This is a genomic window from Arthrobacter sp. Y3223065 (genome assembly GCF_059090885.1).
Genome location: NZ_JBNHGC010000003.1, coordinates 117,852 through 144,599 on the forward strand (window position 1 = coordinate 117,852; position 26,748 = coordinate 144,599).

At 68.8% G+C, this 26,748-nt stretch carries 22 protein-coding genes; 17 read left to right on the plus strand and 5 right to left on the minus strand.

Annotated elements, in window-relative coordinates; translation table 11 throughout:
• Positions 1-149 precede the first annotated feature (149 nt).
• The 10 genes from AC5RUK_RS09180 to AC5RUK_RS09225 all read left to right on the plus strand — a co-directional run bounded on the left by AC5RUK_RS09180 (position 150) and on the right by AC5RUK_RS09225 (position 15,976).
• Entirely contained in the window at positions 150-2,480 is a 2,331-nt protein-coding gene (locus tag AC5RUK_RS09180) for a transglycosylase domain-containing protein (protein ID WP_494151971.1), read from the plus strand.
• 9 nt (positions 2,481-2,489) lie between these two features.
• Positions 2,490-4,136: a hypothetical protein gene (locus tag AC5RUK_RS09185; RefSeq protein ID WP_494151972.1), complete on the plus strand. Its 1,647-nt coding sequence runs from the start codon at positions 2,490-2,492 to the stop codon at positions 4,134-4,136.
• Between the two features lie 86 nt (positions 4,137-4,222).
• Complete coding sequence (locus tag AC5RUK_RS09190) at positions 4,223-5,092, plus strand: thioesterase family protein (RefSeq protein ID WP_493988797.1); 870 nt, start codon at positions 4,223-4,225, stop codon at positions 5,090-5,092.
• Entirely contained in the window at positions 5,089-5,556 is a 468-nt protein-coding gene (gene rlmH, locus AC5RUK_RS09195) for a 23S rRNA (pseudouridine(1915)-N(3))-methyltransferase RlmH (RefSeq protein WP_494106708.1), read from the plus strand. Before AC5RUK_RS09190 ends, rlmH begins: the two co-directional genes overlap by 4 nt.
• A 97-nt stretch (positions 5,557-5,653) precedes the next feature.
• Positions 5,654-6,370, plus strand: a complete 717-nt coding sequence (locus tag AC5RUK_RS09200) for a YcnI family copper-binding membrane protein (protein ID WP_494106709.1) — start codon at positions 5,654-5,656, stop codon at positions 6,368-6,370.
• 81 nt (positions 6,371-6,451) lie between these two features.
• The gene (locus AC5RUK_RS09205; protein ID WP_494151973.1) at positions 6,452-7,102 is read left to right on the plus strand and encodes a DUF4232 domain-containing protein; all 651 of its coding nucleotides are present in this window, start codon (positions 6,452-6,454) and stop codon (positions 7,100-7,102) included.
• 76 nt (positions 7,103-7,178) lie between these two features.
• The gene (locus AC5RUK_RS09210) at positions 7,179-12,086 is read left to right on the plus strand and encodes an Lhr family helicase (protein WP_494151974.1); all 4,908 of its coding nucleotides are present in this window, start codon (positions 7,179-7,181) and stop codon (positions 12,084-12,086) included.
• Positions 12,079-12,867 carry an Fpg/Nei family DNA glycosylase gene (locus tag AC5RUK_RS09215; RefSeq protein WP_493988792.1) on the plus strand — a complete coding sequence of 263 codons (789 nt, stop codon included), beginning with the start codon at positions 12,079-12,081 and terminating at the stop codon, positions 12,865-12,867. Before AC5RUK_RS09210 ends, AC5RUK_RS09215 begins: the two co-directional genes overlap by 8 nt.
• Before the next feature lie 172 nt (positions 12,868-13,039).
• On the plus strand, positions 13,040-14,992 hold the full coding sequence (locus AC5RUK_RS09220) for a DUF6541 family protein (protein ID WP_494151975.1): 1,953 nt from the start codon (positions 13,040-13,042) through the stop codon (positions 14,990-14,992).
• A gap of 45 nt (positions 14,993-15,037) precedes the next feature.
• Positions 15,038-15,976: an RluA family pseudouridine synthase gene (locus AC5RUK_RS09225; RefSeq protein ID WP_494152269.1), complete on the plus strand. Its 939-nt coding sequence runs from the start codon at positions 15,038-15,040 to the stop codon at positions 15,974-15,976.
• A 40-nt stretch (positions 15,977-16,016) separates the two neighbouring features.
• Here the strand turns inward: AC5RUK_RS09225 and AC5RUK_RS09230 are convergent, their stop codons facing one another.
• On the minus strand, positions 16,017-16,496 hold the full coding sequence (locus AC5RUK_RS09230) for a DUF4383 domain-containing protein (protein WP_493988790.1): 480 nt from the start codon (positions 16,494-16,496) through the stop codon (positions 16,017-16,019).
• Positions 16,497-16,811: 315 nt separating this feature from the next.
• On the opposite strand from AC5RUK_RS09230, the gene AC5RUK_RS09235 reads away from it, so the two are divergent.
• From AC5RUK_RS09235 to AC5RUK_RS09250, 4 genes are all read left to right on the plus strand, one after another.
• Complete coding sequence (locus AC5RUK_RS09235) at positions 16,812-17,846, plus strand: SDR family NAD(P)-dependent oxidoreductase (RefSeq protein ID WP_494151976.1); 1,035 nt, start codon at positions 16,812-16,814, stop codon at positions 17,844-17,846.
• Positions 17,847-18,396: 550 nt separating this feature from the next.
• Positions 18,397-19,278: a manganese catalase gene (locus AC5RUK_RS09240; RefSeq protein WP_494151977.1), complete on the plus strand. Its 882-nt coding sequence runs from the start codon at positions 18,397-18,399 to the stop codon at positions 19,276-19,278.
• A 60-nt stretch (positions 19,279-19,338) separates the two neighbouring features.
• Positions 19,339-20,082, plus strand: coding sequence for an MBL fold metallo-hydrolase (locus AC5RUK_RS09245; RefSeq protein ID WP_494151978.1), 744 nt, complete (start codon positions 19,339-19,341; stop codon positions 20,080-20,082).
• Positions 20,082-20,930, plus strand: coding sequence for an FRG domain-containing protein (locus AC5RUK_RS09250; protein WP_494151979.1), 849 nt, complete (start codon positions 20,082-20,084; stop codon positions 20,928-20,930). The genes AC5RUK_RS09245 and AC5RUK_RS09250 overlap by 1 nt, the downstream gene beginning before the upstream one ends.
• Here AC5RUK_RS09250 and AC5RUK_RS09255 read toward each other — a convergent pair.
• Positions 20,927-21,448 carry an O-acetyl-ADP-ribose deacetylase gene (locus AC5RUK_RS09255; RefSeq protein ID WP_494151980.1) on the minus strand — a complete coding sequence of 174 codons (522 nt, stop codon included), beginning with the start codon at positions 21,446-21,448 and terminating at the stop codon, positions 20,927-20,929. The two genes, AC5RUK_RS09250 and AC5RUK_RS09255, sit on opposite strands and share 4 nt — an antisense overlap.
• A 46-nt stretch (positions 21,449-21,494) precedes the next feature.
• Here AC5RUK_RS09255 and AC5RUK_RS09260 point away from each other — a divergent pair, with 46 nt between their 5' ends.
• The gene (locus AC5RUK_RS09260) at positions 21,495-22,154 is read left to right on the plus strand and encodes a DedA family protein (protein WP_493988784.1); all 660 of its coding nucleotides are present in this window, start codon (positions 21,495-21,497) and stop codon (positions 22,152-22,154) included.
• A 26-nt stretch (positions 22,155-22,180) separates the two neighbouring features.
• Complete coding sequence (locus tag AC5RUK_RS09265) at positions 22,181-23,035, plus strand: TspO-related membrane protein (RefSeq protein ID WP_494151981.1); 855 nt, start codon at positions 22,181-22,183, stop codon at positions 23,033-23,035.
• 22 nt (positions 23,036-23,057) lie between these two features.
• Here AC5RUK_RS09265 and AC5RUK_RS09270 read toward each other — a convergent pair whose 3' ends face one another.
• The 3 genes from AC5RUK_RS09270 to AC5RUK_RS09280 form a co-directional block, all read right to left on the minus strand.
• Positions 23,058-23,366 (minus strand): hypothetical protein, encoded by a 309-nt coding sequence (locus AC5RUK_RS09270; RefSeq protein ID WP_494151982.1) that lies wholly within the window; start codon positions 23,364-23,366, stop codon positions 23,058-23,060.
• A gap of 72 nt (positions 23,367-23,438) precedes the next feature.
• Complete coding sequence (locus tag AC5RUK_RS09275; RefSeq protein ID WP_493988781.1) at positions 23,439-23,759, minus strand: DMT family transporter; 321 nt, start codon at positions 23,757-23,759, stop codon at positions 23,439-23,441.
• Positions 23,756-24,109, minus strand: a complete 354-nt coding sequence (locus AC5RUK_RS09280) for a DMT family transporter (RefSeq protein ID WP_493988780.1) — start codon at positions 24,107-24,109, stop codon at positions 23,756-23,758. Before AC5RUK_RS09280 ends, AC5RUK_RS09275 begins: the two co-directional genes overlap by 4 nt.
• Positions 24,110-24,485: 376 nt before the next feature.
• Between AC5RUK_RS09280 and AC5RUK_RS09285 the strand changes: the two genes are divergently transcribed.
• Entirely contained in the window at positions 24,486-26,633 is a 2,148-nt protein-coding gene (locus AC5RUK_RS09285) for an amylo-alpha-1,6-glucosidase (RefSeq protein WP_494152270.1), read from the plus strand.
• Positions 26,634-26,748 lie beyond the last annotated feature (115 nt).

Genomic DNA, 26,748 nt, shown 5'->3' on the forward strand with positions numbered 1-26,748 from the left:
GGCGTCGGGGGACGTCCGGGCCCTGCTGAGGGGGACGGGGGCTACGGGTGGAGCAAGAGGGTCGTGATCCAGGGGGCGGCGGGATCCGCGACGCCCGAACACCAACTGCCGGGCAAACACCGGCTCCTCCGGGCCGGGTCGCCGCCCACATGCGGAGCGGGGCGAAACCGTGGTGGCGCCGTCGGAAGGACACCGTCGGGCTGGACGAGCTGCTGCAGCAGACGGGCCAACCGGAGCGCAGGCGCGGCGTCGTTGTACGTTTCGCCGGGTGGATCGGTGCGGTCGCGGTCGTTGCGCTCAGCGCCGGATCCTTGATGGCCCCGGGAGCCATCGCCTTCTCGGCAGCCACGGATTCCGTGCTGGACCTGTGGGAAGGCCTGCCCGCCGAGCTTCCGCTGGACACCGCCTTGCCGCAGCATACGGTCCTGCTGGACAAGGACGGCAAGGAGTTTGCCCGCTTCTACAGCGAGAACCGGATCGACGTGGGCCTGGACCAGGTCTCGCCGACGTTTTTGGACACGCTGCTCTCCACCGAGGACTCCCGGTTTTACGAACATCACGGCGTGGACCCCATGGGCGTCACCCGCGCGATGGTGAGCAACTCGGTGGGCGGCGAGCGCCAGGGCGGCTCCACCATTACCCAGCAGCTGGTACAGAACATCCTGGTCAACAATGCCCGGGATGAAACCGAGCAGTCGGTGGCGGTGGGCGAAACGTATAACGCCAAGATCCGCGAGGCCAAGTACGCCGTCCAACTGGAGAAACGCCTGAACAAGGACCAGATCCTCAACATGTACGTCAACGCCGTTTACTTTGGCAACCGCGCGTACGGAATCCAGGCGGCGGCGCGCATCTATTTTAATACGACGGCGGCCAAGCTCACCCTGCCCCAGTCGGCCCTGCTCGTGGGACTGCTCAAGGGACCGGTCCACTACGATCCGGTGAAGTACCCGGATCGCGCGCTCGACCGCCGCAACACGGTGCTGAATGTGCTCGAGCGGCACGGTGCGATCACGGCGGAAGAAGCCGCAGCGGCCCGCGAAGGCGGGCTCGGCCTTGACCTGGGATCGGTGCCCTCGGGCTGCGGTGGCTCCGAGTACCCGTTCTACTGCGATCTGGTCCGGGATGAAATCCTCACCGACCCTGCCTTCGGCAAGACCCAGGAAGAACGCGGGGACCGGCTCTCCCGCGGCGGCATGACCCTGACCACGGCCTTGGACCGCAGGGCCATCGACGCGGCGGAAAAAGCGGTGCGCAAAGCGATGGGCAACAAGAACCGCGCGGCGCTGGGCACCGCCGTCGTCGAACCCGGCACCGGGCACGTTACGGCAGTGGCGCAGAACCGTTCCTGGGGCGAGGGCAAGGGCAAGACCGAGGTGGTCTTCGCCGACAGCGCCTTCCAGGTGGGGTCGTCGATGAAGCCGATCGTGCTCGCCACGGCGCTGTCCCAGGGAATTTCGCCGCGCCAGAAGCTGCTGGCCAACGGCCCCTATTACTCGGCGCTGGATAACCCGCCGGGCGGCTTCCACAACTACGGCTACGAGAATTACGGCTCTATCGACGCCTATCAGGCCGTGCGCGCTTCGGTGAATATCTACTTTGTGCGGTTAATCGAGCGCACCGGTGTAAAGGAAGTCGCCGAGTTCGCGGAAACCCTGGGCATCACCTCGATTCCCGCCAACAAGCTGCATGGGCGGGAGGCATCGCTGGCGCTCGGCTCCTACGAGATTTCCCCGCTGGAGATGGCCAACGCCTACTCCACCTTCGTCAGCGGCGGGGTGCTGTGCCGCCCGGTCACCATCACCGCCGCCATCCGCAGCGATACCGGGGAGAAGCTCCCGGTCCCCGCCTCGAATTGCCACCAGGCCATCGATCCGTCGGTGGCGGCCACGGTGGCCGACGCGCTCCAGGAACCGTTTCACCCGGCCGGCACGCTGGGCGCCTTGGGCATGCCGAAGGGTCGCCCTGCCGGAGCGAAGACAGGCACCACCAATGACTTCGCCGCGAACTGGATCGTTGGTGTCACCCCGCAGTATGCGACGGCGGTGTGGCTCGGCGACCCCCGCGGCGGGGCCCAGTACCCGCTGAAGAAGGTGCATGCCTACGGCAAAACCTTCTACGACCTCACCGGCTCCGAACTGGCCGGCCCGGTGTGGAAGGACACGATGGAAGGCCTGCACAAGGGCCTGCCCGCCGAACCGATGCCCGAGGCCGACCAGCTGACCACCAGCATTGCCGCGTCCCGGTCCATGCCCGACCTGCGCGGACTGGGCGTCAACGAGGCGATCACGGTGCTACTGCGCAACAATCTGGTGCCCGTGATCGGGAAAGAAACGGCCAAGCCGGACCCCCGGGTGGGTAAGGACGTGGTCACCGCACAGTCGGCACCGCCGGGCAGCAGGCTGACGTTCCGGCAGGAAGTGACCGTCACGCTCAGTGCCGGCAGCAACACCGCCATCACCGTTCCCGACGGGTCGTAAGGAGCCACGATGTCTACCTTCGAGAAACATCCGGCTCTTGCCCTGGCGACCGGTGCGCTCTGCCTGGCTTCGCTCACCGGGTCCGGGCTGGCGGCGCTGCAGGCATCCGGCATGCCGATGTTCTTTACCAAGGAGCAGGCTCCGGCGGTTGCCGAACCTGCCTCGCCGGCGGCGATCAGCGCGGTGCTCACCGACAGCCCTGCCTCCACCTCATTGACCGGGCTGCTGGGCGAACCGCCCAAAAAATGGAAACCGGAGGGTCCGCTGGAGCGCGGAGTTGCGCTGCCGGTGCCCTATGCGTGTGACATCGGTACGGCTCCCTCGGTCGCGTTATCGCGTTCATTCAGGGTGGGCAACGAGAGCGTGCAGGTGCTCGCGGCCGCCTACACCGCCGGCCTTGGCGCCGAAGCGATGGACAAGCTGGTGGACAACGCGGCCGACTGCGCCGGGCCGGCGATCGGTGTCCGCGGCGAGGAACTGGACGGCCCCGGCGTCCAGGCCCACCGGGCCTACACCACCAAGAACGGCCGCGGCGCCATGCAGGTGCTCACCTTCCGGCGCGGGGACGTGCTGGCCTTCGTGGTGGGAGAGGCAGCCGCGCCGCTGGAGAAACTGGCCAAGCAACTGGACAAGAAGCTGGCGGGCGCGCTCGCGGACGTCTGCGCCGACCAGGAATCCACAGCCGGCGACGCCGCCCGGTCCCCCTGGTCGACGGCCGGTTACAAACCGCTCACGGTCACCAGCACTGTGTCCATCCGCGCCATCCCGCTGCCGAAGGCACCGGCCGACGCCGACTACGAAGCCGTCTCCTTCCCGGCGCCCGATCTGAAGGTCAAGCCGGCCAAGCCGGCGGCCGTGCCGGTCTATCCGGTCTGGCCTCTGATGCCGGAGGCGCGGGAGCTCCCCCGGCCGCCGAAGAGCCCCGCGGAAGAGCCTGCCAGGTCGGCGAAGGTCCACCTGCTGACCGAGGACGCCACCGGGCCCGGCTGCGGCTGGGAGTTCACCGGCATGTCCCCGGTGCCTTTCGACGCCAGAGAAGCAGCCGCCGCCAACCGGGAGCGTGTCCACGCCACGGAGTCGAAACTCGCCGCCGGCGCCAGGAAATGGCAACAGAGCGTGCTGGACTATTGGGCCGCCTACGACCGATACCGGACCGATGTGAAGGAGTACAAGGACTACGCCGCCGCGGTCGCCAAGGTGAACAAGGAGTGGAACAAGATCGCGGCGCGGTGGAACGACTACTGGGCCGAATACGCCGTCTACCAGCAGGCGCTGGCGGAGCGCTCGGCATTCTTTACCCAGCAGGACAATGCGCGGGCCGATTACCGGAACGCGCTGGCGCAATGCGAAGCGGACAACCGGAACGCGGAGCAGGAGTACAAGAACGCGCAGCAGGAGTACGAAAAGGCGCAACAGGAGTACAAGAAGGCGCTGGAAGAGTACCGGAAGGCGGTGGAAGAAGCCGAAGAGAACAGGGGCAACGAAGACAAGGAGGAGCAGCAGCCCGAAAAGCCCACGCCGCCCCAGGAGCCCTCGCGGCCCGAGCCCGCTGATTGTGACGCGATAGGCGCGCCCGCCATCCTGAATTGGGCGCCGCCGGCCAAGCCGGTTGCCCCGACACCCCCGGCCGATCCCCGCCCTGTGGGCCAACGCTGATCCAAGGGCACCGGTCCCGGCATGGCCGCGTTGAGCCCGCTGTGCCGGAAGGGAAGGCTCCCGCTGGCTTTGGCTAGAGTGGTGGCATGGTTGATTCCACCGCCACCGCCGCCACTGCCACCACTGCTCGCGCTGCCGCCACGGAGCACCTCGGCGCCGATGGAAGTGCAGTTCCGGACGCCTACTACGTCCGCCTGGACGGCGGGCGCTTCCATTCCACGCTGCATTCCCAAGGCGCGTGGAACGACCACGAACAGCACATGGCACCGGCTTCCGGCCTGATCGTGCATGAACTGCTGCGCAACCATCCCCGCCCCGAGATGGTGATGAGCCGGATCAGTTTCGAGATCCTGGGCATCATCCACGGCGGCGAGTTCGAGATCCAGACCCGGGTCCTTCGACCGGGCAAGACAATCGAACTCTTGGAGGCCACCTTCACCGCGCAGGGCCGCACGGCCATCCGCGCCCAGGCTTGGCGGCTGGTCACCGGCGATACGGCCGATGTCGCCGGCAACTTCAGCCGGCCTCTTCCCGGCCCCGATGGCTGTCCCCCGGCGCCCATGACCAGCGTCTGGGACGGCGGCTTTATCCGGGCCACGGAGTTCCGCACCGCGGCGGACCTCGGTCCCGGCAACCGGACAGTCTGGGCGCGGACCCTGCACCCGTTGGTGCAGGGCGAGGACAGCCACCCGCTGGCCCGCTTCGTCAGCATCGTGGACACCGCCAACGGCATCGCGGTGCGGCAGGACCCGCGCGAGTACATGTTCCCCAACCTTGACCTGACCATCCACCTGTTCCGCCAGCCGCAGGGCGACTGGACGGGCCTGGACACCCGCGTGACCTTCGGCGCCGACGGCGTCGGCCTGACGGATACCGAACTGTTCGACGAACAGGGTCCGGTGGGCCGCGCCGCCCAGATCCTGACCGTCCGCAAGTTCCCCGGGTCAGCCGGATGACCCTGCGCATCCTGACCATCGGCCGCAAACACGAGTCATGGGTGGCGGAGGGAATCGACCGCTACGAAAAGCGGATGAAGAAGCCCTTCGACGTCACCTGGCAGCCGATCCCGCATTCATCCCGCGAGCATGACGCGGCGCGCAAGGAAGAATCCGAAACCCTGCTGGCCAAGCTCAGCGGCAAGCACGCCAACGACTTCGTGGTGCTGCTGGATGAACGCGGCAAGAACATCGATTCGCCCACGCTGGCGCGCACGCTCCAGCAGCCGCTGGACAGCTCCCGCAACGTCACCCTGATCATCGGCGGGGCGTACGGGGTGGACGACTCGATCCACCAGCGGGCCGACTTCGTTTGGTCCCTTTCCAAATTGGTCTTCCCGCACCAGCTGGTCCGGCTGATCCTCATGGAGCAGCTCTACCGCGCCCAGGAGATCGCCGGCGGGAGGCCCTACCACCATGAATGACCGGCGAGCGCAGTGCCCTTCGGCCGGTGGACGGCAGTCGCCGCGACCCTCCCCTGCGAATCCGGCCGCGGCCCGGCGCCTCCTGAAAGGCACTCCATTGACTACCATTCCCCGCACTGCCCTTCGCTCCGTACTGGCCGCCGGCGCCACGGCGGGCCTGCTGCTTGTTGGCGCCGGCGCAGCCTCCGCGCATGTCGGCGTCACGCCCGAGGACAACGCCGCCGGCAGCAGCTCTGTGCTGACGTTCTCCTTCGCGCATGGGTGTGAGGGTTCTCCGACCACGAAGGTTGCGATCTCGCTGCCCGAGCAGTTGGTGGACGCCACGCCCACCGCGCACCCCAACTGGGAGGTCGAAAAGGTGACCGAAACCTTCGATGCCCCCAAGACCTTGGACAGCGGAGCCACCGTCACCGAACGGGTCAGCCAGATTGTTTACACGGCCAAGGAACCGGTGGCAGACGGGCTGCGCGACACGCTGCAGCTCCAGGTGCTGCTGCCCGATGCCCCCGGCGAGAGCCTGGCCTTCCCCACGCTTCAGACCTGCGAGAAGGGGGAGACCAACTGGGCCGAGCTGCCCGCGGAGGGCCAGGATCCCCATGAGCTCGACTCCCCGGCGCCGTCGTTCGTGATCGGCGAAGCACCCGTCAACAGCCACGGAGGGCACGACGACGGCGGTGCGGCTCCCGACGCCGGGACCACCGCGGCATCAGGCAGCGGCGCGGCAGCGGTGGCCGGTTGGGCCGGGCTCGGCGCCGGAGTGCTGGGTCTGGCGGCCGGTGTGACCGCTCTTGCCCGCACCCGCAGGAAGGCCTGACCTTGAAAGCCCGGCATCGATCGTCAGCGGGCCGGCAGGAGTCCCAAGCGATAACCGACTGGGCGGGTGTTTAATATTATCATGATGAATCGTTTCGGGATACGCCCGGCCGCCGCGGCACTGTTCGTTGGATCCGCCCTGCTGCTGGCCGGATGCGGGCAACCGGCTCAGGAACCCGGCACCCAGCCTGCGTCTTCCGCCCCCGCGGACAGCGCACCGTCGTCGTCGGCTGCACCCGCCCCGGAAGCCGGAAGCACCGCCGAAACCGGAAGCGCCACCGCGTCCCCGGAGGCCGGCGGCAGCGCCGCCGACGATTCCTGCCGGGCCGGCCAGCTGGAGGCGGCCATCGAAACCAAGGCCGGCGCCGGGGCCGCCGGGAGTGTCTACCGCACGCTGGTACTGACGAACACCGGCGGCGAGTCCTGCACGCTCCAGGGGTACCCGGGCGTCTCCTATCTCGACGCCGACGGCGAGCAGGTGGGGGCACCGGCCGACCGGGACCCGGAGGCAGAGGCGGTGGCCGTCACGCTGCAACCGGGCGGAACCGCCGGGGCGCAGCTCCAGCAAACCAACGCGCAGAACTACGGCGAGGAATGCGGGCTGACGGACGTGGCGGGGGTCAGGGTCTACCCGCCGAACCAAAAGGAATCGGTCGTCGCGAAGCAGGAGACGGTCGGCTGCTCGGACGACTCCGTGGTGCTGATGACCGTGGGCACCTTCCAGGCCCCGTAGCCGCCTCTCCACTCTTCGAACTGCACACCGGGAACTGCACACCGTCGGTGCCGGCCGCTAGGCTCAAGACATCGGTATGACGACGTCTGTGCTCGAACGCTTCAGTCCGGCCACCCGCGAGTGGTTCGCCGGTGCCTTCGCCGCGCCCACCAACGCGCAGGCCGGGGCGTGGAACGCCATTTCCGCCGGCTCCCACGCCCTGGTGGTGGCGCCCACCGGTTCCGGCAAGACCTTGGCGGCCTTCCTCTGGGCGCTGGACACGTTCATCTCCAGGGCCCAGACGCAGGCCGAACTTCCCGTCGCGGTTCCGGAAGCGGCACCCAAGCGGGGACGCGCCGCCCGCGAGGAGTCCAGCGGCACCCGGGTACTGTACATCTCGCCGCTGAAGGCGCTGGGTGTGGACGTGGAGCGGAACCTGCGCGCGCCGCTGATCGGCATCACACAGACCGCCAAACGGCTCGACCTGCCGGCCCCGTCCATCACCGTCGGCGTCCGTTCCGGAGACACCCCAGCCAACGAACGGCGCCGGCTGCTCACCCACCCGCCGGACATCCTGATCACGACGCCGGAATCGCTGTTCCTGATGCTGACCTCCAGGGCGCGGGAGACCCTGGCGTCGGTAGACACCGTGATCATCGACGAAGTGCATGCCGTGGCCGGGACCAAACGCGGCGCACACTTGGCGGTCACCCTGGAACGGCTGGACGCCCTGCTGCAGCGGCCCGCCCAGCGGATCGGCCTCTCCGCGACCGTCGAACCGCTGGATACCGTGGCCCGGTTCCTGGGCGGCAACTCCCCGGTGGAGGTCGTTGCCCCGCCCGCCCGCAAGTCGTGGGACCTGACGGTCACGGTGCCGGTGGAGGACATGACCGCGCTGGCCTCGCCGAGCCAGGAGGAACTGGGGCCCGGCGCGCAGCCGGCCTCCATCTGGCCGCACGTCGAAGAGAAGATCGTGGACCTGATCGCCGAGAACCGGTCCACCATCGTCTTCGCCAACTCCCGCCGCCTGGCCGAGCGGCTTACCGCCCGGTTCAACGAAATCTGGACCGAACGCGAGTCCCTCCCGCTGTCCGGCGGAGATGTCTGGGGCGCCGCCGCCGCCGATGACGGTCCTGCGGAAAACGGTCCCGCTTCCGACTCCGGCTCCCGCACCCAAACCAAGCCGCCGGCCCAGATCATGGCCCAGGCCGGTTCGGTGTCCGGCGCGGACGCCGTCCTCGCCCGCGCCCACCACGGCTCGGTCAGCAAGGAGGCCCGCGCCCAGATCGAAGACGACCTCAAGTCCGGGCGCTTGCGCTGCGTGGTCGCGACGTCGAGCCTGGAGCTGGGCATCGACATGGGTGCCGTGGACCTGGTGGTGCAGGTGGAATCCCCGCAGTCCGTGGCCAGCGGCCTGCAGCGGGTGGGCCGTGCCGGGCACCAGGTCGGCGAGGTCTCGCAAGGCGTGCTGTTTCCCAAGCACCGGCAGGACCTGGTCAACACCACGGTGACGGTCGAGCGGATGCTCGCCGGCCGGATCGAGCCCCTGTACATCCCCGCCAATCCCCTGGACATCCTCGCCCAGCAGACCGTGGCCGCCACTGCCCTCGGCGCCGTCGATGTGGAGGAATGGTTCGACGTCGTGCGCAGATCCGCGCCCTTCGCCACGCTGCCGCGCTCCGCCTACGAGGCCACCCTGGACCTGCTGACCGGGCGCTACCCGAGCGACGAATTCGCCGAGCTGCGCCCGCGGATCGTCTGGGACCGGATCGCCGGGACCATCACCGGCAGGCCCGGCGCGCAGCGGCTCGCCGTGACCTCCGGCGGGACCATCCCGGACCGCGGGCTGTTCGGCGTCTACCTGGTGGGCTCCGAGGACGCGAAGAACCGCGGCGGCCGCCGGGTGGGCGAGCTGGACGAAGAGATGGTCTACGAGTCCCGCGTGGGCGACGTCTTCGCGCTGGGCGCCACCAGCTGGCGGATCGAAGACATCACCTACGACCGCGTGCTGGTCTCCCCCGCCTTCGGGCAGCCCGGCAAGCTGCCGTTCTGGAAGGGCGATTCGCTCGGCAGGCCGGTGGAACTCGGGCGGGCGCTGGGCCGCTTCGTCCGGGAACTGTCCGGCACGGCCGAGGAGCCGGCCCGCGAACGGCTCGCCGCCGCCGGGCTGGACGACTGGGCTGCGGGGAACCTGCTGGCCTACCTGGCCGAGCAGCAGCAGGCCACCAACGATGTTCCCAGCGACCGCACCCTGGTGGTGGAGCGCTTCCACGACGAGCTCGGCGACTGGCGCGTGGTCCTGCACAGCCCGTTCGGCATGCCCGTCCACGCGCCCTGGGCGCTGGCCGTCGGCGCCCGGCTGCATCAGCGGTACGGGCTGGACGGATCCGCCATGGCCGCCGACGACGGAATTGTGCTGCGGGTGCCGATGATGGAGGACGAACCCCCCGGCGCCGAATTGTTCCTCTTCGATCCCGAGGAACTGGACCAGATCGTCACCGCGGAGGTGGGCGGTTCCGCGCTCTTCGCCACCCGCTTCCGGGAATGCGCCGCCCGCGCCCTGCTCCTGCCGCGCAAGAACCCGGGCAAGCGCAGCCCGCTCTGGCAGCAGCGCCAGCGCTCCGCCCAGCTGCTGGACGTTGCGCGCAAGTACCCGACGTTCCCGATCATCCTCGAGACGGTGCGCGAATGCCTCCAGGACGTCTACGACCTGCCCGCGCTCAAGGAGATTGCCGCCGGGATCGACCGCCGGGAGCTGCGCCTGGTGGAGACCACCACCCAGCAGCCGTCGCCGTTCGCCCGCTCGCTGCTCTTCGGCTACGTGGCCAGCTTCCTGTACGAAGGCGACTCCCCGCTGGCCGAGCGCCGGGCCGCGGCGCTGTCGCTGGACCCGGGCCTGCTCAACGACCTGCTGGGCCGGGCCGAGCTGCGTGAACTGCTGGACGAAGGGATCATCGAACGGACCGAACAGGAGCTGCAGCGGCTGACCGAGGACCGCAAGGTGCGGGGCCCGGAGGGCATCGCCGACTTGCTGCGGCTGCTGGGACCGCTGACGACGGCGGAGATCGCCGCCCGCGTCCGGCCCGCCGAACCGGTGAACGGCCCGGTTGCCGGTTCGGCGGACGGATCGGCCGACGGATCGGTCCCCGCGGCCGGCGCGCCCGTCGCGATCGGCGACGTCGAACCCTTGGTCGCCGAACTGGCGAGGGCCAACCGCGCCCTGAAGGTGGGCGTCGCCGGCGCCGAGCGCTGGGCGGCGGTGGAAGACGCAGCGCGGCTCCGCGACGCACTCGGCGTGCCGCTGCCCGTGGGCGTGCCGCTGGCGTTCATCGAGCCGGTGGCCGACCCGCTCGGCGACCTGGTCAGCCGCTACGCCCGCACCCATGGCCCCTTCACCGCCGCCGAATGCGCCCGGCGGCTGGGTTTGGGCACTGCCGTGGTGCATACCGCGCTGCTGCGGTTGCTCAAAGACGGCCGGGTGGTCGAAGGCGAGTTCCGCCCCGGCGGCGCACCGGCCGCTCCAGAGGGCGGCGCCCAGGGTACGGCCGATGCGGCTGCACCGGTCCCGGCGGAACAGCGCCAGACCGAATGGTGCGACGTCGAGGTGCTGCGCAAGATCCGCCGCCGGTCATTGGCCGCCCTGCGCAAGGAAGTCGAACCGGTTGATCCCGCCACCTATGGCCGGTTCCTGCCGACCTGGCAGAACGTGGGAGCGAAGCTGCGCGGACTGGACGGCGTGGTCACGGTGGTGGACCAGCTGTCCGGGGTACCCATCCCGGCGTCGGCTTGGGAGCCGCTCATCCTGGCCTCGCGCGTGAGCGACTACGCCCCCGCCATGCTGGACGAGCTGACCGCCACGGGCGAAATCCTGATCGCCGGCGCCGGGTCGATGCCCGGCAACGACGGCTGGATCAGCCTCCATGTGGCCGACGCCGCCCACCTGACGCTGAACCCGCAGCCGGATTTCGAACCCAGCGTGCTGCAGTACGAACTGCTCAACGCGCTCTCCGGAACCGGGGGCTACGGCGGCGCCTACTTCTTCCGGCAGCTCACCGACCTGCTCGCGGCCAACGGCACCCAACCGGGGGACAACGCCGTCAGCAGCGCGCTGTGGGACCTGCTGTGGGCCGGACGGATCACGAATGACACGTTCGCCCCGGTGCGTTCGCTGCTGGCCGGCGGGACCACCTCGCACCGGCAGCGCAATGCGCCGCCGCGGGCACGGTCGGCGCGGCTGGGACGGATCGGACGCCTGCACGGACTGCACGGGACCGGCCTGCAACCCGGCGGCGCCGGGGCGGGTACCGGCAAGGGTCCCGGCCAGCCGCGCAGCGCGCCACCGACCGTTGCGGGCCGCTGGTCGCTGCTGCCTGCCCCGGAGGCCGATGCCACCGTGCGCGCCCATGCCACCGCCGAACTGCTGTTGGACCGCTACGGCGTGGTCACCCGCGGCTCGGTGGCCGCCGAGTCCGTCCCGGGCGGCTTTGGACTGATGTACAAGGTGCTGGGCAAACTGGAGGAAACCGGCCGCTGCCGCCGCGGTTACTTCATCGAACACCTCGGGGCGGCCCAGTTCGCGGTCTCCCCCACCGTTGACCGGCTGCGTTCCTTCAGCCGCGATGCGCAGCTCGGTGAGCAGCCGCCGTCGGCCGTGGCGCTGGCGGCGACCGACCCGGCCAATCCGTATGGGGCCGCCCTGCCGTGGCCGCCGCAGGACTCCGGCCACCGGCCCGGCCGCAAGGCGGGCGCGCTGGTGGTCCTGGTGGACGGAGAGCTTGCCCTTTACGCGGAACGCGGCGGCAAGACGCTGCTGGCCTTCACCGAGGACGAGGAGGCGCTGGCGTTGTGCGCCCGGGCCCTGGTGCAGGTGATCCGTCGAGGTGCCGCGGACAAGATGGCCGTCGAAAAGGTCAATGGCTCCACCATCCTGGACACGCCGCTGGCCCGCGCACTGATGGACGCCGGTTTCTATTCCACTCCGCGCGGGCTGAGGTTCCGTGCCTGAGGGCGACAACGTCTGGCGGTCGGCTCGGCGTTTGCACGGCGCGCTGGCCGGGCAGCAGCTGACCCGCAGCGATTTCCGGGTGCCGCGCTACGCCACGCTGGACCTGTCCGGGCAGACGATTGACGACGTCCGGTCACGCGGCAAGCACCTGCTGATGCGGGTGGGCGCGCTGACCGTGCACTCTCATTTGGGCATGGACGGCAGCTGGCAGATCTACCAACCCGGCGAGCGCTGGCGCAAGCCCGCCTTCCAGGCCCGCCTCATCCTGACCACCGGGACGACGACGGCCGTCGGCTTCTTGCTGGCGGCGCTGGACGTGGTGCCGCGGGCCGACGAGGACACGCTGGTGGGGCATCTTGGTCCGGACCTGCTCGGGCCGGACTGGGACGCGGCGGAAGCGCTGCGGCGGCTGCGGCAGGAGCCCGACCGCCCGATCGGACTGGCGCTGCTCGACCAGCGCAACCTCGCCGGGATCGGCAACATCTACCGCTGCGAGGTCTGCTTCCTCGCCCGGGTGCATCCGTCGACCCCGGTGGCCCAGGTGCCGGATCTGCCCGGCATGGTGCAGAAGGCCAAGCAGCTGCTGGAGGCCAACAAGGACCGCGGCATGCGCAGCACCACCGGCGCCCCTGCCCGGGGCGGTTCGCTCTGGGTCTACGGCCGGGCGCGCCGCCCCTGCGCGCGCTGCGGTACGCCTATAGCCCACGACCTCCAGGGCAACACGGGCGCGGACCTCCGAGACATCTACTTCTGCCCGCACTGCCAGCCGCTGGCTCCCTGACGCGACCCCTTGCCGCCGCGTGCCCCCGTCCTCGAGGACCCCGCCCGACATGACCCCTTGGCATCCAGATCAGGGGTCCTCGCGACCTGCCGCCAGGTCCCGCAGGCCTGCCCCGACGGCGGTCGGGCAGCACAAACCGTAATATGGTGACGATAACCGACGAAGGGGGCCCATGAGCTGGCTGCAGACGATTCCGGCCGCGCTGCTGGCCATCGTCCTCGTCTTCGGACCCGGCCTGCTCTGGGGTGCAGTGCTCGGCCTGCGCCGGTTATCCCTGGTCGCACTGGCCGGCCCGTTCGGCGTCACCGCCATCGTGGTCGCCGCCGAGCTTGGCCGCCTGCTCGGGCTGGATTGGGCCTGGCCGCAACTGCTGGCCGTGACCGTGCTGGTGGCCGTCATACTCTGGCTGCTCCGCCGCAGCGTTGGACACCGCCTGCACCGCGATCCGGAAGCACCGGACCTTCCGGCGCCCTGGCGATCGGTCGTGCAAGCCTGGGCCGTGTCGGCGGTGCCGCTGGCGGCAGCCATGATCTGGATCTTCGGCGCCCCGGACAACATCGCGCAGTCGCACGACAACATCTTCCACCTCAACGCGCTGCGCTACATCTCCGACTCGGGCAACGCCTCCTCGCTGACGCTGGGCTACCTGGGCACCACCGACCGGGGCACCTTCTACCCCGCGGGCTGGCACGATGTGGTCTCCCTGGTGATGATCACCGCCGGGCTGCAGCCCGCGGCCGCCATCAACATCACCAACCTGGTGCTGATCACCGGCATCTGGAGCAGCGGCTGCCTGTTCCTGGTCAGCCGCATCACCGGTGAACGCACCATGCCCCTGCTGGTCGCCGCGGTGCTCTCGCTCGCCTACAGCAGCTTCCCTTACCTGCTGCTGGAGTTCGGCGTCGTCTATCCCTTCATGCTCTCCATCGCCATGCTTCCGGCCGCCCTGGGAGTGGTGCTTCAACTGCTCCGGGTGGGCGTGCACACGCGGGTGTCAACGGAAGGCAACGTGCTGCTGCTGATCGGGCTGTTGCCGGGCATGGCGTTGTCCCATCCCGCCACCATCATGGGGCTGCTGGCGCTCTCGGTGCCGCCGGTTTTCGCGGCCGCCCACCCGGCGCTGCGCTCCGGAGAACAACGACGGCGGCGGCGCGCCTTGGCGGGCACCGTCGCCTACCTCGTGGTGCTGGTCGGGCTCTGGATTTCGCTCCGGCCCGCCCGCAGCAGCAGCACCAACTGGGACAACCTGGGCAACGCCGCCGCGGCCCTGGGCGACGTCGTGCTGCATTCGCCGCTCGAGCGCCCCATCGCCATCCTGGCGACGGTCCTGACGATCGTGGGCGCAGCGGTCGTCTTCAACCTGCGCAAAAACCGCTTCGCGCTGGCAATGTACGCGGTTGCCGCCGCACTCTACGTGATCGGCAACTGGCACCAGATGCCCGGCCTGCGCTGGTGGGTGACCGGCATCTGGTACAACGACTTCTTCCGCATCAGCGCCATGCTTCCGGTGGCCGGACTGCTGATCGCGGCCATCGGCGGCGTCGCGCTGGCGGGGACTGCCCGGTCCTTCTTCCGGGCCTCGCTGGCCCGTCGCGAGAAGAAGCAGCCGGCGTGGTTCCGGCCGGCCGCCACCGCTGTGCTGGTGGTCGTCAGCCTGGCAGTGGTACCGCTGTTTGCCGTGCAGCGGGGCATTTCCGAAGCCGCCGCCAAGTACCGCTTTACGGACAGCTCCCACTTGCTCACCACCGACGAGCTGACGCTGATCAACCGGATTCCTGACAGCGTTCCGGAAGACGCGGTGATCGCTGGCGACCCGCTGACCGGAGCCTCGCTGTCCTACGCCTACACCGGACGTCCCGCGTTGGTCCCGTCGGGTACCACTTCGCCGCGGGTGGACGGCAAGCTCATCATGGACAAGCTGGACGAGATGCGGACGGATCCGGCGGTCTGCGCGGCCGTCGAGGCGCAGAACGTGCAGTTCGTGCTGGACTTCGGAAACCACTCGGTGCATCCCGGCGAGACAACCTCGGTGCCGGGCCTGCAGGAGCTGACCGAGGCCAACGGATTCGAGCTGGTGGACTCCGAAGGTGAAGCAAAGCTCTACCAGGTCACCGGCTGCCCCTGAGCGTTGCGGTTCCGGGTGGCGGCCAACCGGTACCCTTGATGGGTGATGGAATCCCCGCTACCGGTGCGCGACGGCGTCAACGCCACCCGCCTGCGCCTGCCCGGGGAGGGGCCCTGGGACACGGCGCTGGACTACATGCTGCATCGGTGGGGCCATGTGGATCCGGACGGCATCAGGGACCGGTTCGACCGCGGCGAGATCGTCGGCGAAGGCGGAGCGGTGCTTGACCGGACCACCCCGCTCGATGCCCACACTTTCATCTGGTACTACCGGACCTTGCCCCGGGAGAAGCGGCTGCCGGTCGAGATCAGCATTCTCCACCAGGACGAGAACATCCTGGTGGTGGACAAGCCCCATTTCCTTCCCACCACCCCCGGCGGCACCTACATCCAGGAGTCAGCGCTGGTCCGGCTCCGCCGCCGGCTAAACCTTCCGGATCTGATTCCCATGCACCGGCTGGACCGGCTCACTGCCGGTGTCCTGCTGTTCTCCACCAACCCGGCGACCCGCGGCAGATACCAGGTGCTGTTCGAAAAGCGCCAGGTGCACAAGGAGTACGAGGCCGTAGCACCGGTGGATCCGCGGCTGCAGTTCCCCCATACGGTGCGCAACCGCATGGTCAAGTCCCGCACCTACCTGCTGGCCGAGGTCGTCGATGGAGAACCCAACGCCGAGACCCGGATCCAGCTGCTGGAACGGCGCGGACGGCTGGGCCGCTACAAACTGGAACCCCACACGGGGAAGACCCACCAACTGCGCGTGCACATGGCGTCGTTGGGTATCGGGATCCTGCACGACCCGTTCTACCCGGTGCTGCTGGACCAGGCTCCTGACGACTTCGAACGTCCCCTGCAGTTGCTGGCCCGCGGCATCTCCTTCACCGACCCGATCAGCGGCCGCCCGGTGGAGTACCACAGCCAACTGGAACTGTCCGAGTGGGCAGCGCCAAGTGCCGCCGGCGCGAGTTACGCCAGCGGCGCCTGAGCGTCCACACGGGCCTAGTCGGCCACGGCCTACGGCGCCATCAGGCGCGGCCGGCAGCGGTCCCGCGTGCGCTGGTGTCCCGCCGGCGGTCGAGCAGCAAGCCCAGGGCAATCATGACCACGCCCAAAACCAGATGGAGCCAGTTGGCGGCCGTGTTCACCGGCACGAAGTTGGCTGCGCTGTTCTGGTCGATGAACAGGCCGTACAGCCAGATGACCAGATAGATCGCGCCGCCCCAGATGAAGTAGTTCCGGGCAGTCGGGACACTTCGGGCCAAGACGATACCTGCGATGCCATACAACAGATGGACGAAGTTGTGCAGAATCGAGACCTGGAACACACCCAGCAGCATTGCTTCGGACTGATGGCCGGCGAATGCCATTTGGCCATAGTTCGAGGTGACGCCAGGGATGAATCCCAGTATTCCCACCAAAACAAGAACGGCACCAAAAACAAGCGCCGCCGTCTGGATCGGAGCCCTTGCGGTGCTTCGGGCCTGGATGTTGCCTTCTCGTGCCATGGCGATCTTCCCATCTGACGCCACGGCAGGTGCGTGCCTCGGCGCCGTTCGATATGGACCCTGATCAATTCACTCTACAATAAGCTTGCTTACTAGTTAAGCCCCACAGTCGGGCTGCAGCCGAATTTCGTCCGTCTTGGCTCGGGTGGCCGAAGCGGCCACGTTCGGCAGCTCATTGCCGACCGCGCGGTTCCGGCCCGGCCGGTTGCCTGGAAGGTCGGGTAGCCCCGGTTGCACGCTACGGCTCCTAGCCAGGCCGGGTGCCGCGGTCTACGCTGATGCCACCTCCGATGGAGGACCAGTTGAGGAGGAGCCTTGGCAGAACAATCGCCCCGCGGCCGGGCCCGCGGCCCGGTCACCGTGATCACCGGAGCCTCCAGCGGAATCGGCAGGGCCACGGCCCGGAGCCTGGCCAAGCGCGGAGCGGCCCTGGTGCTCGCCGCGCGCAGCGCCTCCAGCCTGGACGAAGTGGCAGCTGACTGCGCGCGGGTGGGTGCACAGGCGATCGCGGTGCCCACCGACATCACGGAGGAGGGCGGCCCCGAGAGGCTGGTCCAGGCTGCGTTGGACCGGTTCGGGCGGATCGACGTGTGGATCGGAGCGGCCTCCGTGTATGGCTACGGCACGTTCGAACAAACGCCGGCCGACGTCTTTAGGAAGATGGTCGAGACGAATCTGCTGGGCCAGGCCGGCAGCATCCGGGCCGTGCTGCCGCAATTCCGCCGGCAGCGGCATGGAGTCCTGATCCTCGTCGGCTCGGTCTACTCCAAGATCAGCACGCCCTACGTGTCCGCGTACGTGGCCAGCAAGTCGGGACTGCTGGGGCTGGCCAACGCGCTGCGGCAGGAACTATTGGACGAGAAGGACATCCACGTGTGCACCGTGCTGCCCGCCACCGTCGACACTCCGATCTTCCAGCATGCGGCGAACTACACCGGGCGCAGGGTCCACCCCCTACCGCCGGTCGTCAGCCCCTACCGGGTGGCCCGGGTCATCACCCGGATGGCCTTCAAGCCCCGTCGCCAGGTGGTGGTCGGCCGGCTCCAGCACGCGTTCATTCCGTTCCAGCACTGGTTCCCGGGCCTGCACGACCGCGTGTCGGGGCCGCTCATGGACACCTTGGCGCTTCGGGGGAAGGGCGTAGCACCGTCGGCAGGGACGGTCTTCGCCCCGGATCCGCCGTCGAACAGGGTCAGCGGGAAATGGCGTTCGGGAAGTGCCCGAGTACTGGCCGGCGGACTGGCCGGGCTGGCCGGGCTGGCGGTGGCCGGTTACCGGAGCGCCCGGAAAGCGCCCAAGCGGCGAGCCAACCGACTTCGACCACGGCGTCGAAAAGATAGATCCTGCTGATGCGCCCGGGCACCGCGGTGAACACATCGACGGCTGCAAAGGTGGCAGCCGAGCCCATGCCGATCCGCCGGGCAGCGGCTACGCCGTCGGCAGTCCGAGCACCCCTGATCTGTGCATGCCCCGCCGCCACCATCAGGCCGCCCACGGTCTTGACCAGCCAGGGCTCCGCTTTCGGCCCGGTGACCGCTTCGAAGCTGCGGTAGTGCAGCAGCGGCCACACCCCGAAGGCCGCATTGAACACGCCGTGGGCGATGGCCAGACCTGCCGCGCGCATAGGGGATACCTCTCGCCGTCGCAGTGAACCCGGGGCAGTGGATCTGGGGCAATTGTGCCGCACGGGACACTGGAAAACCATGCCTTGGCGCCGCAACCCGCCGGCCGCCGGAGGACTATTCCCAATCGGGGTCGGGGCACCCCAAGGCCGGTCACTAAGCTTGCTTATTAAATCCCGCGTGCCTAGCGTGGGAGGCATCCGGCCCGCACGTGGGCCAACCCAGACCGATGAGTTGGCAGTATCGGCGGCGGGCCCTTCTCGCGGAGGTCACCGCACATGTTCTTCCATAAACAAGAGCTCCAGTACAAGGCCGAACCAAACCAGCCGGACGCCGTCTACGCCAGGAAACTGCAGGAGGTCCTGGGCGGGCAGTACGGTGAAATCACCGTCGCCCTGCAGTACAGCTTCCAGGCCTGGAACATCCACATCCCGGGCAAGTACAAGGACCTGCTCTTCGGCATCGCCGCGGAGGAGTTCGGCCACGTGGAAATGCTGGCCAAGATGATCGCGCAGCTGCTGGAAAAATCCCCGCTTGGCATCACCGACGAAGCGGTCCAGTCAGATCCGACGATCGCCGCCGTGGTGGGTGGGACGGACGTCCAGCACGCCATCGTCGCGGGCGCGGGCGCCCGGCCGGTGGACAGCAACGGAAACCCCTGGTCCGGAAGCTACATCACCGCCAGCGGCAACTTGCTCGCGGATTTCACCTCCAACGCCAACGCGGAGATGCAGGGCCGGCTGCAGGTGGCCCGCCTCTACCACATGACCGACGACCACGGCGTTCGCGATCTGCTTTCCTTCCTCCTCGCCCGGGACACCATGCACCAGAACCAGTGGATCGCCGCGGCTCGCGAACTCCAGGAGGAGGGCTCCGAGACCCTGCCGGTGCCGAGCAACTTCCCGCTGTCGAAAGAGAACCGGGACGTGGCCTACCAGTACCAGAACTTCTCCGACGGCGCCGCGGCGGCGGAAGGCTCCTGGGCCAGCGGACCTTCCCCCGACGGCAAGGGCGAGTTCACCTACCACGACTCGGCCACCACCAGCGCCCCGATGCCCAAGCCGAGCCACCCGGACACCCGCTTCTACGGGACCACCGAGGTTCCGAACCTGGTTGAAAAGACCGCCGGGGCAGTCCAGGACAAGCTCCGCAAGGAATAGCAGGCCACGCATCCCCGCGGCCGTAACGCCGCGGGGATCCTCGCTCTCCGAGAGGAAAACATGTTCCAGCGCAACGTCGCCGAAAACCTCCACCGCGTCGCCCATGCCGATGTGAACCTTTACATCGTGGAGGACGGCGACGGGATCATGCTGGTCGACGCCGGACTGCCGGCGATGTGGAAGATGACCGTGGCAGCCATCCGGGAGTTGGGCCGTTCGCCCCGCGACATCAGTTCCCTGGTGCTGACGCACGCCCATTTCGACCACGTGGGGTTCGCCGCCCGGCTGCAGCATGACCTCGACGTCCCGGTGTACTGCCATCCCGGCGACTACTACATCGCCGCCCACCCGTACCGGTACAAGCACGAGAAAAGCCGCCTGCTCTACCCGGTCAAATATCCCCGGTGCATTCCGATCCTGAGCCGCATGACCGCCGCCGGTGCGCTCATTGTCAAGGGTGTCACGGACCTGCGGACGCTCGACGACGGTGCTGCCGCAACCTTGCCCGGCTCACCCACCGTCGTGCCGACTCCCGGACATACCGCCGGGCACTGTGCCCTGCACTTCCCGGAGCGCGGAGCCTTGATCACCGGCGACGCACTGGTCACACTCGATCCTTATACCGGCGCCCGCGGCCCGCACATAGTATCTGCCGCGGCCACCGCCGACACCCGGCAAGCACTGCAGTCGCTCCAAGCCCTGGCACAGACGGATGCACGCATCGCCCTGCCCGGCCACGGGGAGCCGTTCGCGGGCGGCATTGCTTCCGCCGTGCAGCAGGCCATCGAACGCGGACCGTCCTGATGGCCGCAAACGGCCCTGCGCCTGCGGGAGGCGGACAGGAGTCCGTCGTCCACGCGGACGGCGACGACCTGTTTGGCCTGATCGCCGCCCTGACTGAAAGCCGCTGGCAGTCCTCCCAGGGGAAGTTCAGGCCGACGGTTGCCTACCGCGGCCACACCTCCGCCGCCCGGGAGCTTTCCACCGGGCTGGTCCGGCTGCGCGGGGAGTCCGAAACCGCCGTGGAACGGCATATCCTGCGCAACTTCCGCAAGTACGCCCACCGGGACACCTCACCCGGGGACTCGGACTGGAATTGGCTCAGCGTGGCCCAGCATCATGGCCTGCCGACCCGCCTGCTGGACTGGTCGCATTCGCCCTATGTGGCGTTGCACTTCGCCACCCGGGACACCAGCAGATATGACGAGGACGGCGCCATCTGGTGCGTCGACTATGCGGCGGCCCACCGCACGCTGCCCGAGGAACTGCGCGCGGCGGTCGAGTCATTGGGCGGCGGCCTGTTCACCACCGACGTCCTCTCCCGGGCGGCCTTCACCCTGGATGAGTTCGACCGTTTCACGGACGCGGACGGGCGAAGCGTGCCCTTGTTCTTCGAACCGCCGTCGCTGGACGAGCGGATCGTGAACCAGGCGGCCATCTTTTCCACCATGTCGGATTCATCGGCGGGCCTGGACGAATGGCTGGAGCGCCACCCCGGCATCTACCGCAAGGTCATCATCCCGGGCACGCTCAAGTGGCGCATCCGGGACCACCTCGACCAGGCGAACGTCAATGAACGCGTGCTCTTCCCGGGCCTGGACGGTCTCTCGCTGTGGCTGCGCCGCTACTACGGCCTTCGCGATAAAGGCTAAGCGCCCAGTTCCGCGTGGACGGTGCGGAAGGTCTCGGCCAGCCCAGCAGAGAACAGGACAAATTCGACCACCCGGATCCCGCCGCCGTCGTACTTTAGAACCTCGCCGATGCCACGCCGGGCGACCGTCTCCGCATCCCAGCCATAGACGCCGGCACCGATCGCCGGGAACGCCAGCGTTTCAGCCCGCAGCTCATCGGCCACGCGGAGGGATTCCCGGAAGCAACTGGCCAGCGTCTCCGGGTCGGTCTGGCCGGCGCGGCGGTTGGGCCCCACGGTGTGGATCACCCACTTGGCGGGCAGGAAGTAGCCCTCGGTGGCCGCCGCGTGGCCCGGCGGCAGCCCGTCCGGCAGTTCGGTGGCGCGCAGCCGGCGGCAGGCTTCCAGTAGCTGCGGTCCCGCGGCGGCGTGGATGGCGCCGTCCACTCCCCCGCCGCCCAGCAGGCTGGAGTTGGCGGCGTTCACTATGGCGTCCACCTGGCGTTGGGTGATGTCCCCTTCAAGGATGCGGATTTCCATCTTTTCCAGTCTGCCACCGGGCCTGAATTCCCGATAGATTGGGCGGATGGAGATTCCCGAGGGGCCGCTGCAGTGGGTGTACTACCCCATGACGCTGCTGCTGGTCGTTCTCGACGCCGCGATGCCGGCATCTCCGTCGGAAGTGATGGTGATCGGCGGTGGCACCCTGCTGGCCAACGGCGAGCTGATCCTGCCGCTGGTGGTGCTGGCCGCAGTGCTGGGCAGTTGGCTGGGCGACCTCCTGCTCTTCCTGCTCTTCCAGCGGGGCGTCAACGCCTGGCTCAACCGTTACAGCTGGGGCCGGATGATCGACCGGGGCGTGACGCTGGCGCTGAGCAAAGCGGGCGAATCCTCCACCTATGCCGCGGTGGTGGCGGCCCGTTTCATCCCGGGCGGCCGCACGGCGGCGGTGGCGGCCTCCGGGCTGGCAGACGTACCGTTCAAGCCGTTCCTGCTCGCGTCGGCGGCCGGCTCAGTGCTGTGGGCCGCTTGGATGATCGGGCTGGGCTTCCTCGCGGGCAGCGTGTCCGCCTTCCCGTTCTGGGTCAACATCCTGATCGGGACAGGGGTAGGCGTCCTGGTGGCTTCGGTGACCGCGGCCGTTATTGGCCTCCGCCGGCGGGCCTACCGGCCTGCCGGGGGCGCTGCCGACGCCGTGGTCCCGCGCCCCGCCGCATCTCCCGCCGCCGATCTGGGAGCAGAGTGAAACCTGCTCCTGCCTTGGAACCCTTGATGAAAGCCGCACTGCCCCCGACCCGGCAGCTTCGTTCCGTGCTGGCCACCGACCTGGCACGCCAGTGCGCGGTGACCGCCGCTTTGGTAGTTTGCCTGCTGGCAGGCTTCAGCAGCGTGGGCCTGCTCGGCGGCACTCCGGTCCATGATGCGGCCGGCGGGTCGCTCTCCCCCGACGTGACCCTGCTGTCGCTCGATGCCCGGGCAGAGGAGATCTGGTCGCTGATCTACCTGGGTCTCTTCGGCTACACGATCTTCCAGTGGTGGCCGGCAGTGCGCGAGTCGGCGCGGCAACGCGCCACCGGGTGGCCGGTCGCGGCGGCGATGCTGCTGAATGCGGCCGGCGTCGTGGCCGCGCAGGCCGGACACACGGGGCTGACGCTGATCCTTACCCTGCTGGTGCTGGCAGCCCTCGGCCGGGCGGTCTACGGACTGACCCGCCATCCCGCCCGAGAGCCGGCGGAAGCCCTCCTGGCGGATGCTCCGATCGGTCTGTTCACCGGCTGGACGCTGCTGGCAGCGGCGGTCAATGCCGCGGGCTGGCTGACCGGTCGCGGCGCCGATTTGTTTGGCTGGGGCGCCGAGGCCTGGGCCGTGCTGGCGGTGGCGGCGGTGTCCTTTGCGGCAGCAGTGGCGGCCATGACCGGCCGCGGTCGGATGGCGGTGGTGCTGGCAGTCTGCTGGGGCCTGGGCTGGCTGCTCTACGACCGTTTCCTGGGTGATCCGCCATCCGCGCCGGTGGCCATGGCGGCCGGCTTCGGCCTGTTCTTCGTGCTCGTGTGCGGCATGTCCCGCCGCTTCCAGGTGGGGCATGCCGAGCGCCTCGCGATCCGCCGGGGCGAACCGCTGGACTGACCCGGCACGGCGGCGGTTCCCCTTAGCGGACCGGATTCCACTTGCCGCGTGAGCGGCGCAGTACGGCCAGCCCGGCGGTGCTGGCGACTTCTTCAACCGCGTGGCGCATGTTGGCTCCAGCCTGCAAGGCCTGGCGGTTCTCCGCGGCGTAAGCGTTGGCGTCCACCGTGAAGCGGACCGTGATCCGCGGGACGCCGGCCACCACGTCCAACTGGTTTGCTTCCACCACGTGGGCGGAACCGACGGCTGCCGTTGCTGCCTCCATCACCGCTTCCGGCCGGTGACCGGGCCGCAGTCCGGTGATGTTCAACTGGGCGCGGAAGGACGGCATCCCTCAACTTTAGCTGCGTCCGGGCCTGCCGAACCGGCGGTCAGCGGCACGTCTCCGTGTTGCGGGCAGGCGTCACGGCGAACCCAGTTCGATCAGAAGCACGCCGGCGCCGATGCACACGATTCCGGCCGCCATCAGCTTGGTGAGCGGTTCGTCGAAGAGGAACTTGCCGGCCAGCGCCGTCAGGGCAACGCCGCAGGCGGTCCAGATGCCGTAGGCAATTCCGATTCCCAGCCCGTGGCGCAGGGCGAAGGACAGGCAGGTAAAGGCGACGAGGTAGCCGGATACCACGGCCACCAGCCACGCTTTGTGCCCGTCGATGCTGGCCCGCAGCGAGAGGGTCGCCGCTACCTCCACAACGATCGCGATGGCGAGGAAGACCCAGGCCGTCACGTACGCGCCTGCTCGGCCCGGCGCACCGCGGCCCGGTGCCCTCCCCATTGCACGAGCACCACTCCGGCCACGGCGAGCGCCATGCCGGCAACCATCATGGTCGTCAGCGGTTCCTGGTACAGGACTGCCGCCAGGACCGCCGTGAGGGCGACACCGAGCGCGCCCCAGATCCCGTAGGCGACCCCGACGGGCACTCCCGCGCGCAGGACGGCGGCGAGGAGCGCGAACGACGTGACGTAGCCGACGACCACCACCGCGTACATCGCCGGCGCTTCCAAGGCTGCCTTCAACGACAGGGAGGCCACCACCTCACAAACAATCGCGCCCGCGAGGAGCAACCAGTTCTTCATCTTTTCGACCTCCTCCCCCACCAGCACAACAGGTTCCGCCGTCCATTGCACGCTCGGAGCAAGGATCGGCGCGGGAGATGTGACGCACATGGTCCGGGTCCACGTGCCAAAAGGCACGGCGAACGGGAATCCTGGAGCCGCCATCTTGACGTACCAATCCGGCAGAACATCAAATATAGAGAAACCGCTGGAGGCGGGCTGCAAGAGCAGCCTCTTCAGCAGCCGGTTTCAGCACCAGGGTTCCGCTGTGCGCAGTTCAAGAGAGTCAACTGTGAAAAAGCAATCGATCACCCCTGCATCCCCCGAACAAGAAAGCGCCCCGCCGAAGCAGGCGCCGTCCGACAGTGGCTGGAATGCCGATACCGCGGCCGGGCCGATGGGTGCCGGCGGCGCCGTGACGGTGGTGGAAGGTTCGTCCTTCTGTATCTCCTCGGCCGGCGGCGACATGTATCCCGGCCTGACGCAGGGCGCCTTCTACCAGGACACCCGGATTTTGTCCGGCTGGTGCCTGACCGTCAACGCGCTTCCCCTCGAGCCCCTGCTTTCCCGGGTTTTGGAGCCGTACCGTGCGCTCTTCGTCGGGCGGGCCCGGCGCGCGGACGGGCTCGCCGACTCCCAGCTGGTGGTGGAACGCGAACGGCTGGTCGGGGCCGGCCTGCGCGAGGACCTTGTGGTGACCAATCACTCGGCCCTGCCGGCGAAGTGCGTGCTGGAGCTGCGGGTGGAGGCAGATTTTGCCGACCTCTTTGACGTGAAAGGCGGGCGGGTGGCGCCTGTAACACAGCTGGTCCGGCAGGTCCACGGTGATGAGCTGCAGCTCGAAGCCGTTCGCCGCGGCCGCCGGCGCGGCATCCTCGTGCACGGGCGCGGCGCAGCGGTGAACGAGGACGTGCTCCACTTCGAGGCAATCATCCCGGCGCGCGGGAAGTGGTCCACGAGCGTCATCGTGACCCCGCTGGTGGAACAGGACCGGCCCGCGGAGCCGTTCGCCGCCACCGGGTCCGTCGCCGACCTTGAAGCGGCACGCCGCCACCGGGCCTGGGGTGAATCGACGCCGCAGCTGGACATAGCCAATGCCGACATCGAGGCGGTGCTGCGGCGAAGCCACGAGGATCTCGGCGCGCTGCGGATCTTCGACCCCGCCCATCCGGGGCGCGCCGTGGTTGCGGCCGGAGCCCCATGGTTCATGGCGCTCTTCGGCCGGGACTCGCTGTTGTCCGCCTACATGGCGCTGCCCGTCGACCCCTCGCTGGCACGCGGGACGCTGCAGACGCTCGCCGCACGGCAGGGCACCAAAATCAATCCCGACACCGAGGAGGAGCCCGGACGGATTCTCCACGAGGTGCGCCTGGGCGTGGCTGCCGGAGTGGTTCTCGGCGACCACGCGGCGTACTACGGGACCGCGGACGCGACTCCCCTCTTCGTCATCCTGATGTCCGAGCTGAACCGCTGGGGGATGGAGCAGGACGTCCTCCAATCGCTGCTGCCGCACGCGGACCGGGCGCTGGACTGGATCCGTGACTTCGGCGACCGGGACGGTGACGGTTTCGTGGAATACAACCGTGCCGTTCCCCATGGCCTGCTCAACCAGGGATGGAAAGATTCCTGGGACGGCATCAACTTCGCCGACGGCAGGATGGCCGAGCCGCCGATTGCCCTGTGCGAGGTGCAGGGGTATGTGTACAGCGCCTACATTGGCCGCGGTCTGCTGGCCGCCGCGGCCGGTGATCAGGACCTGGCCGCCGAGTGGGGGCGCCGGGCGGAAAGGCTGAAAGAGGAGTTTAACGAGCGCTTTTGGCTCCCCGACCTGGGGTACTACGCCGTGGCCCTGGACGGGAAAAAGCGGCCGGTGGACGCCTGTGCTTCCAACATGGGGCACTGTCTGTGGTCGGGCATCGTCGACGACGACAAGGCACCGCAGGTGGCCGCCCGGCTGATGTCCCCCGAGATGTTCACGGGTTGGGGGATCCGGACGTTGGCTTCGGACATGGGCGCCTACAACCCGGTCAGCTACCACAACGGCTCCGTGTGGCCCCATGACACCACCCTGGTCGCCAGCGGGCTGATGCGCTACGGGTTTGTCGAGGAGGCCCGCAGGGTGGCCGGCGGGCTCTTTGATGCGGCGGTCTGCTTCGGCGGACGGCTGCCCGAACTGTTCTGCGGTTTCGATCGGGGTGAATACGACGTGCCGGTGCCCTACCCCACGTCCTGTTCGCCGCAGGCCTGGGCCGCCGCCTCGCCGGTCCATCTAATGCGCATGCTCCTTCGCCTGGACCCGTACCTCCCGGCGGACGAACTGTGGCTCGCTCCTGAGATTCCGGCAGCCTTCGGCTCGTTCCGGGCGGACAACCTGCTGCTCGGGAAATCCCGGGTGTCCCTGGCCGCCACAGAGAAAACCTTCACGGTGGAGGGCCTGGCTCCCGGGGTCAAGGTGCGTCACGGCGCACGGTCTCCGCTGGCGGAACTGCTGGTGCTCGGCGGCCGGGAATCCGAAGGGTCGGAAAGCTCCGCAGGCGACAGATGAGCTGCCTTCTGGCCGGCTCTGGCGGCCGCGCCACTCGCGGCTGCCGACACGCCGCCGCTGGGCAGGGCCGCGGGCGTCGCGGATGCGCCTCGCCAACCCGCGTCGCCGTGTCGTA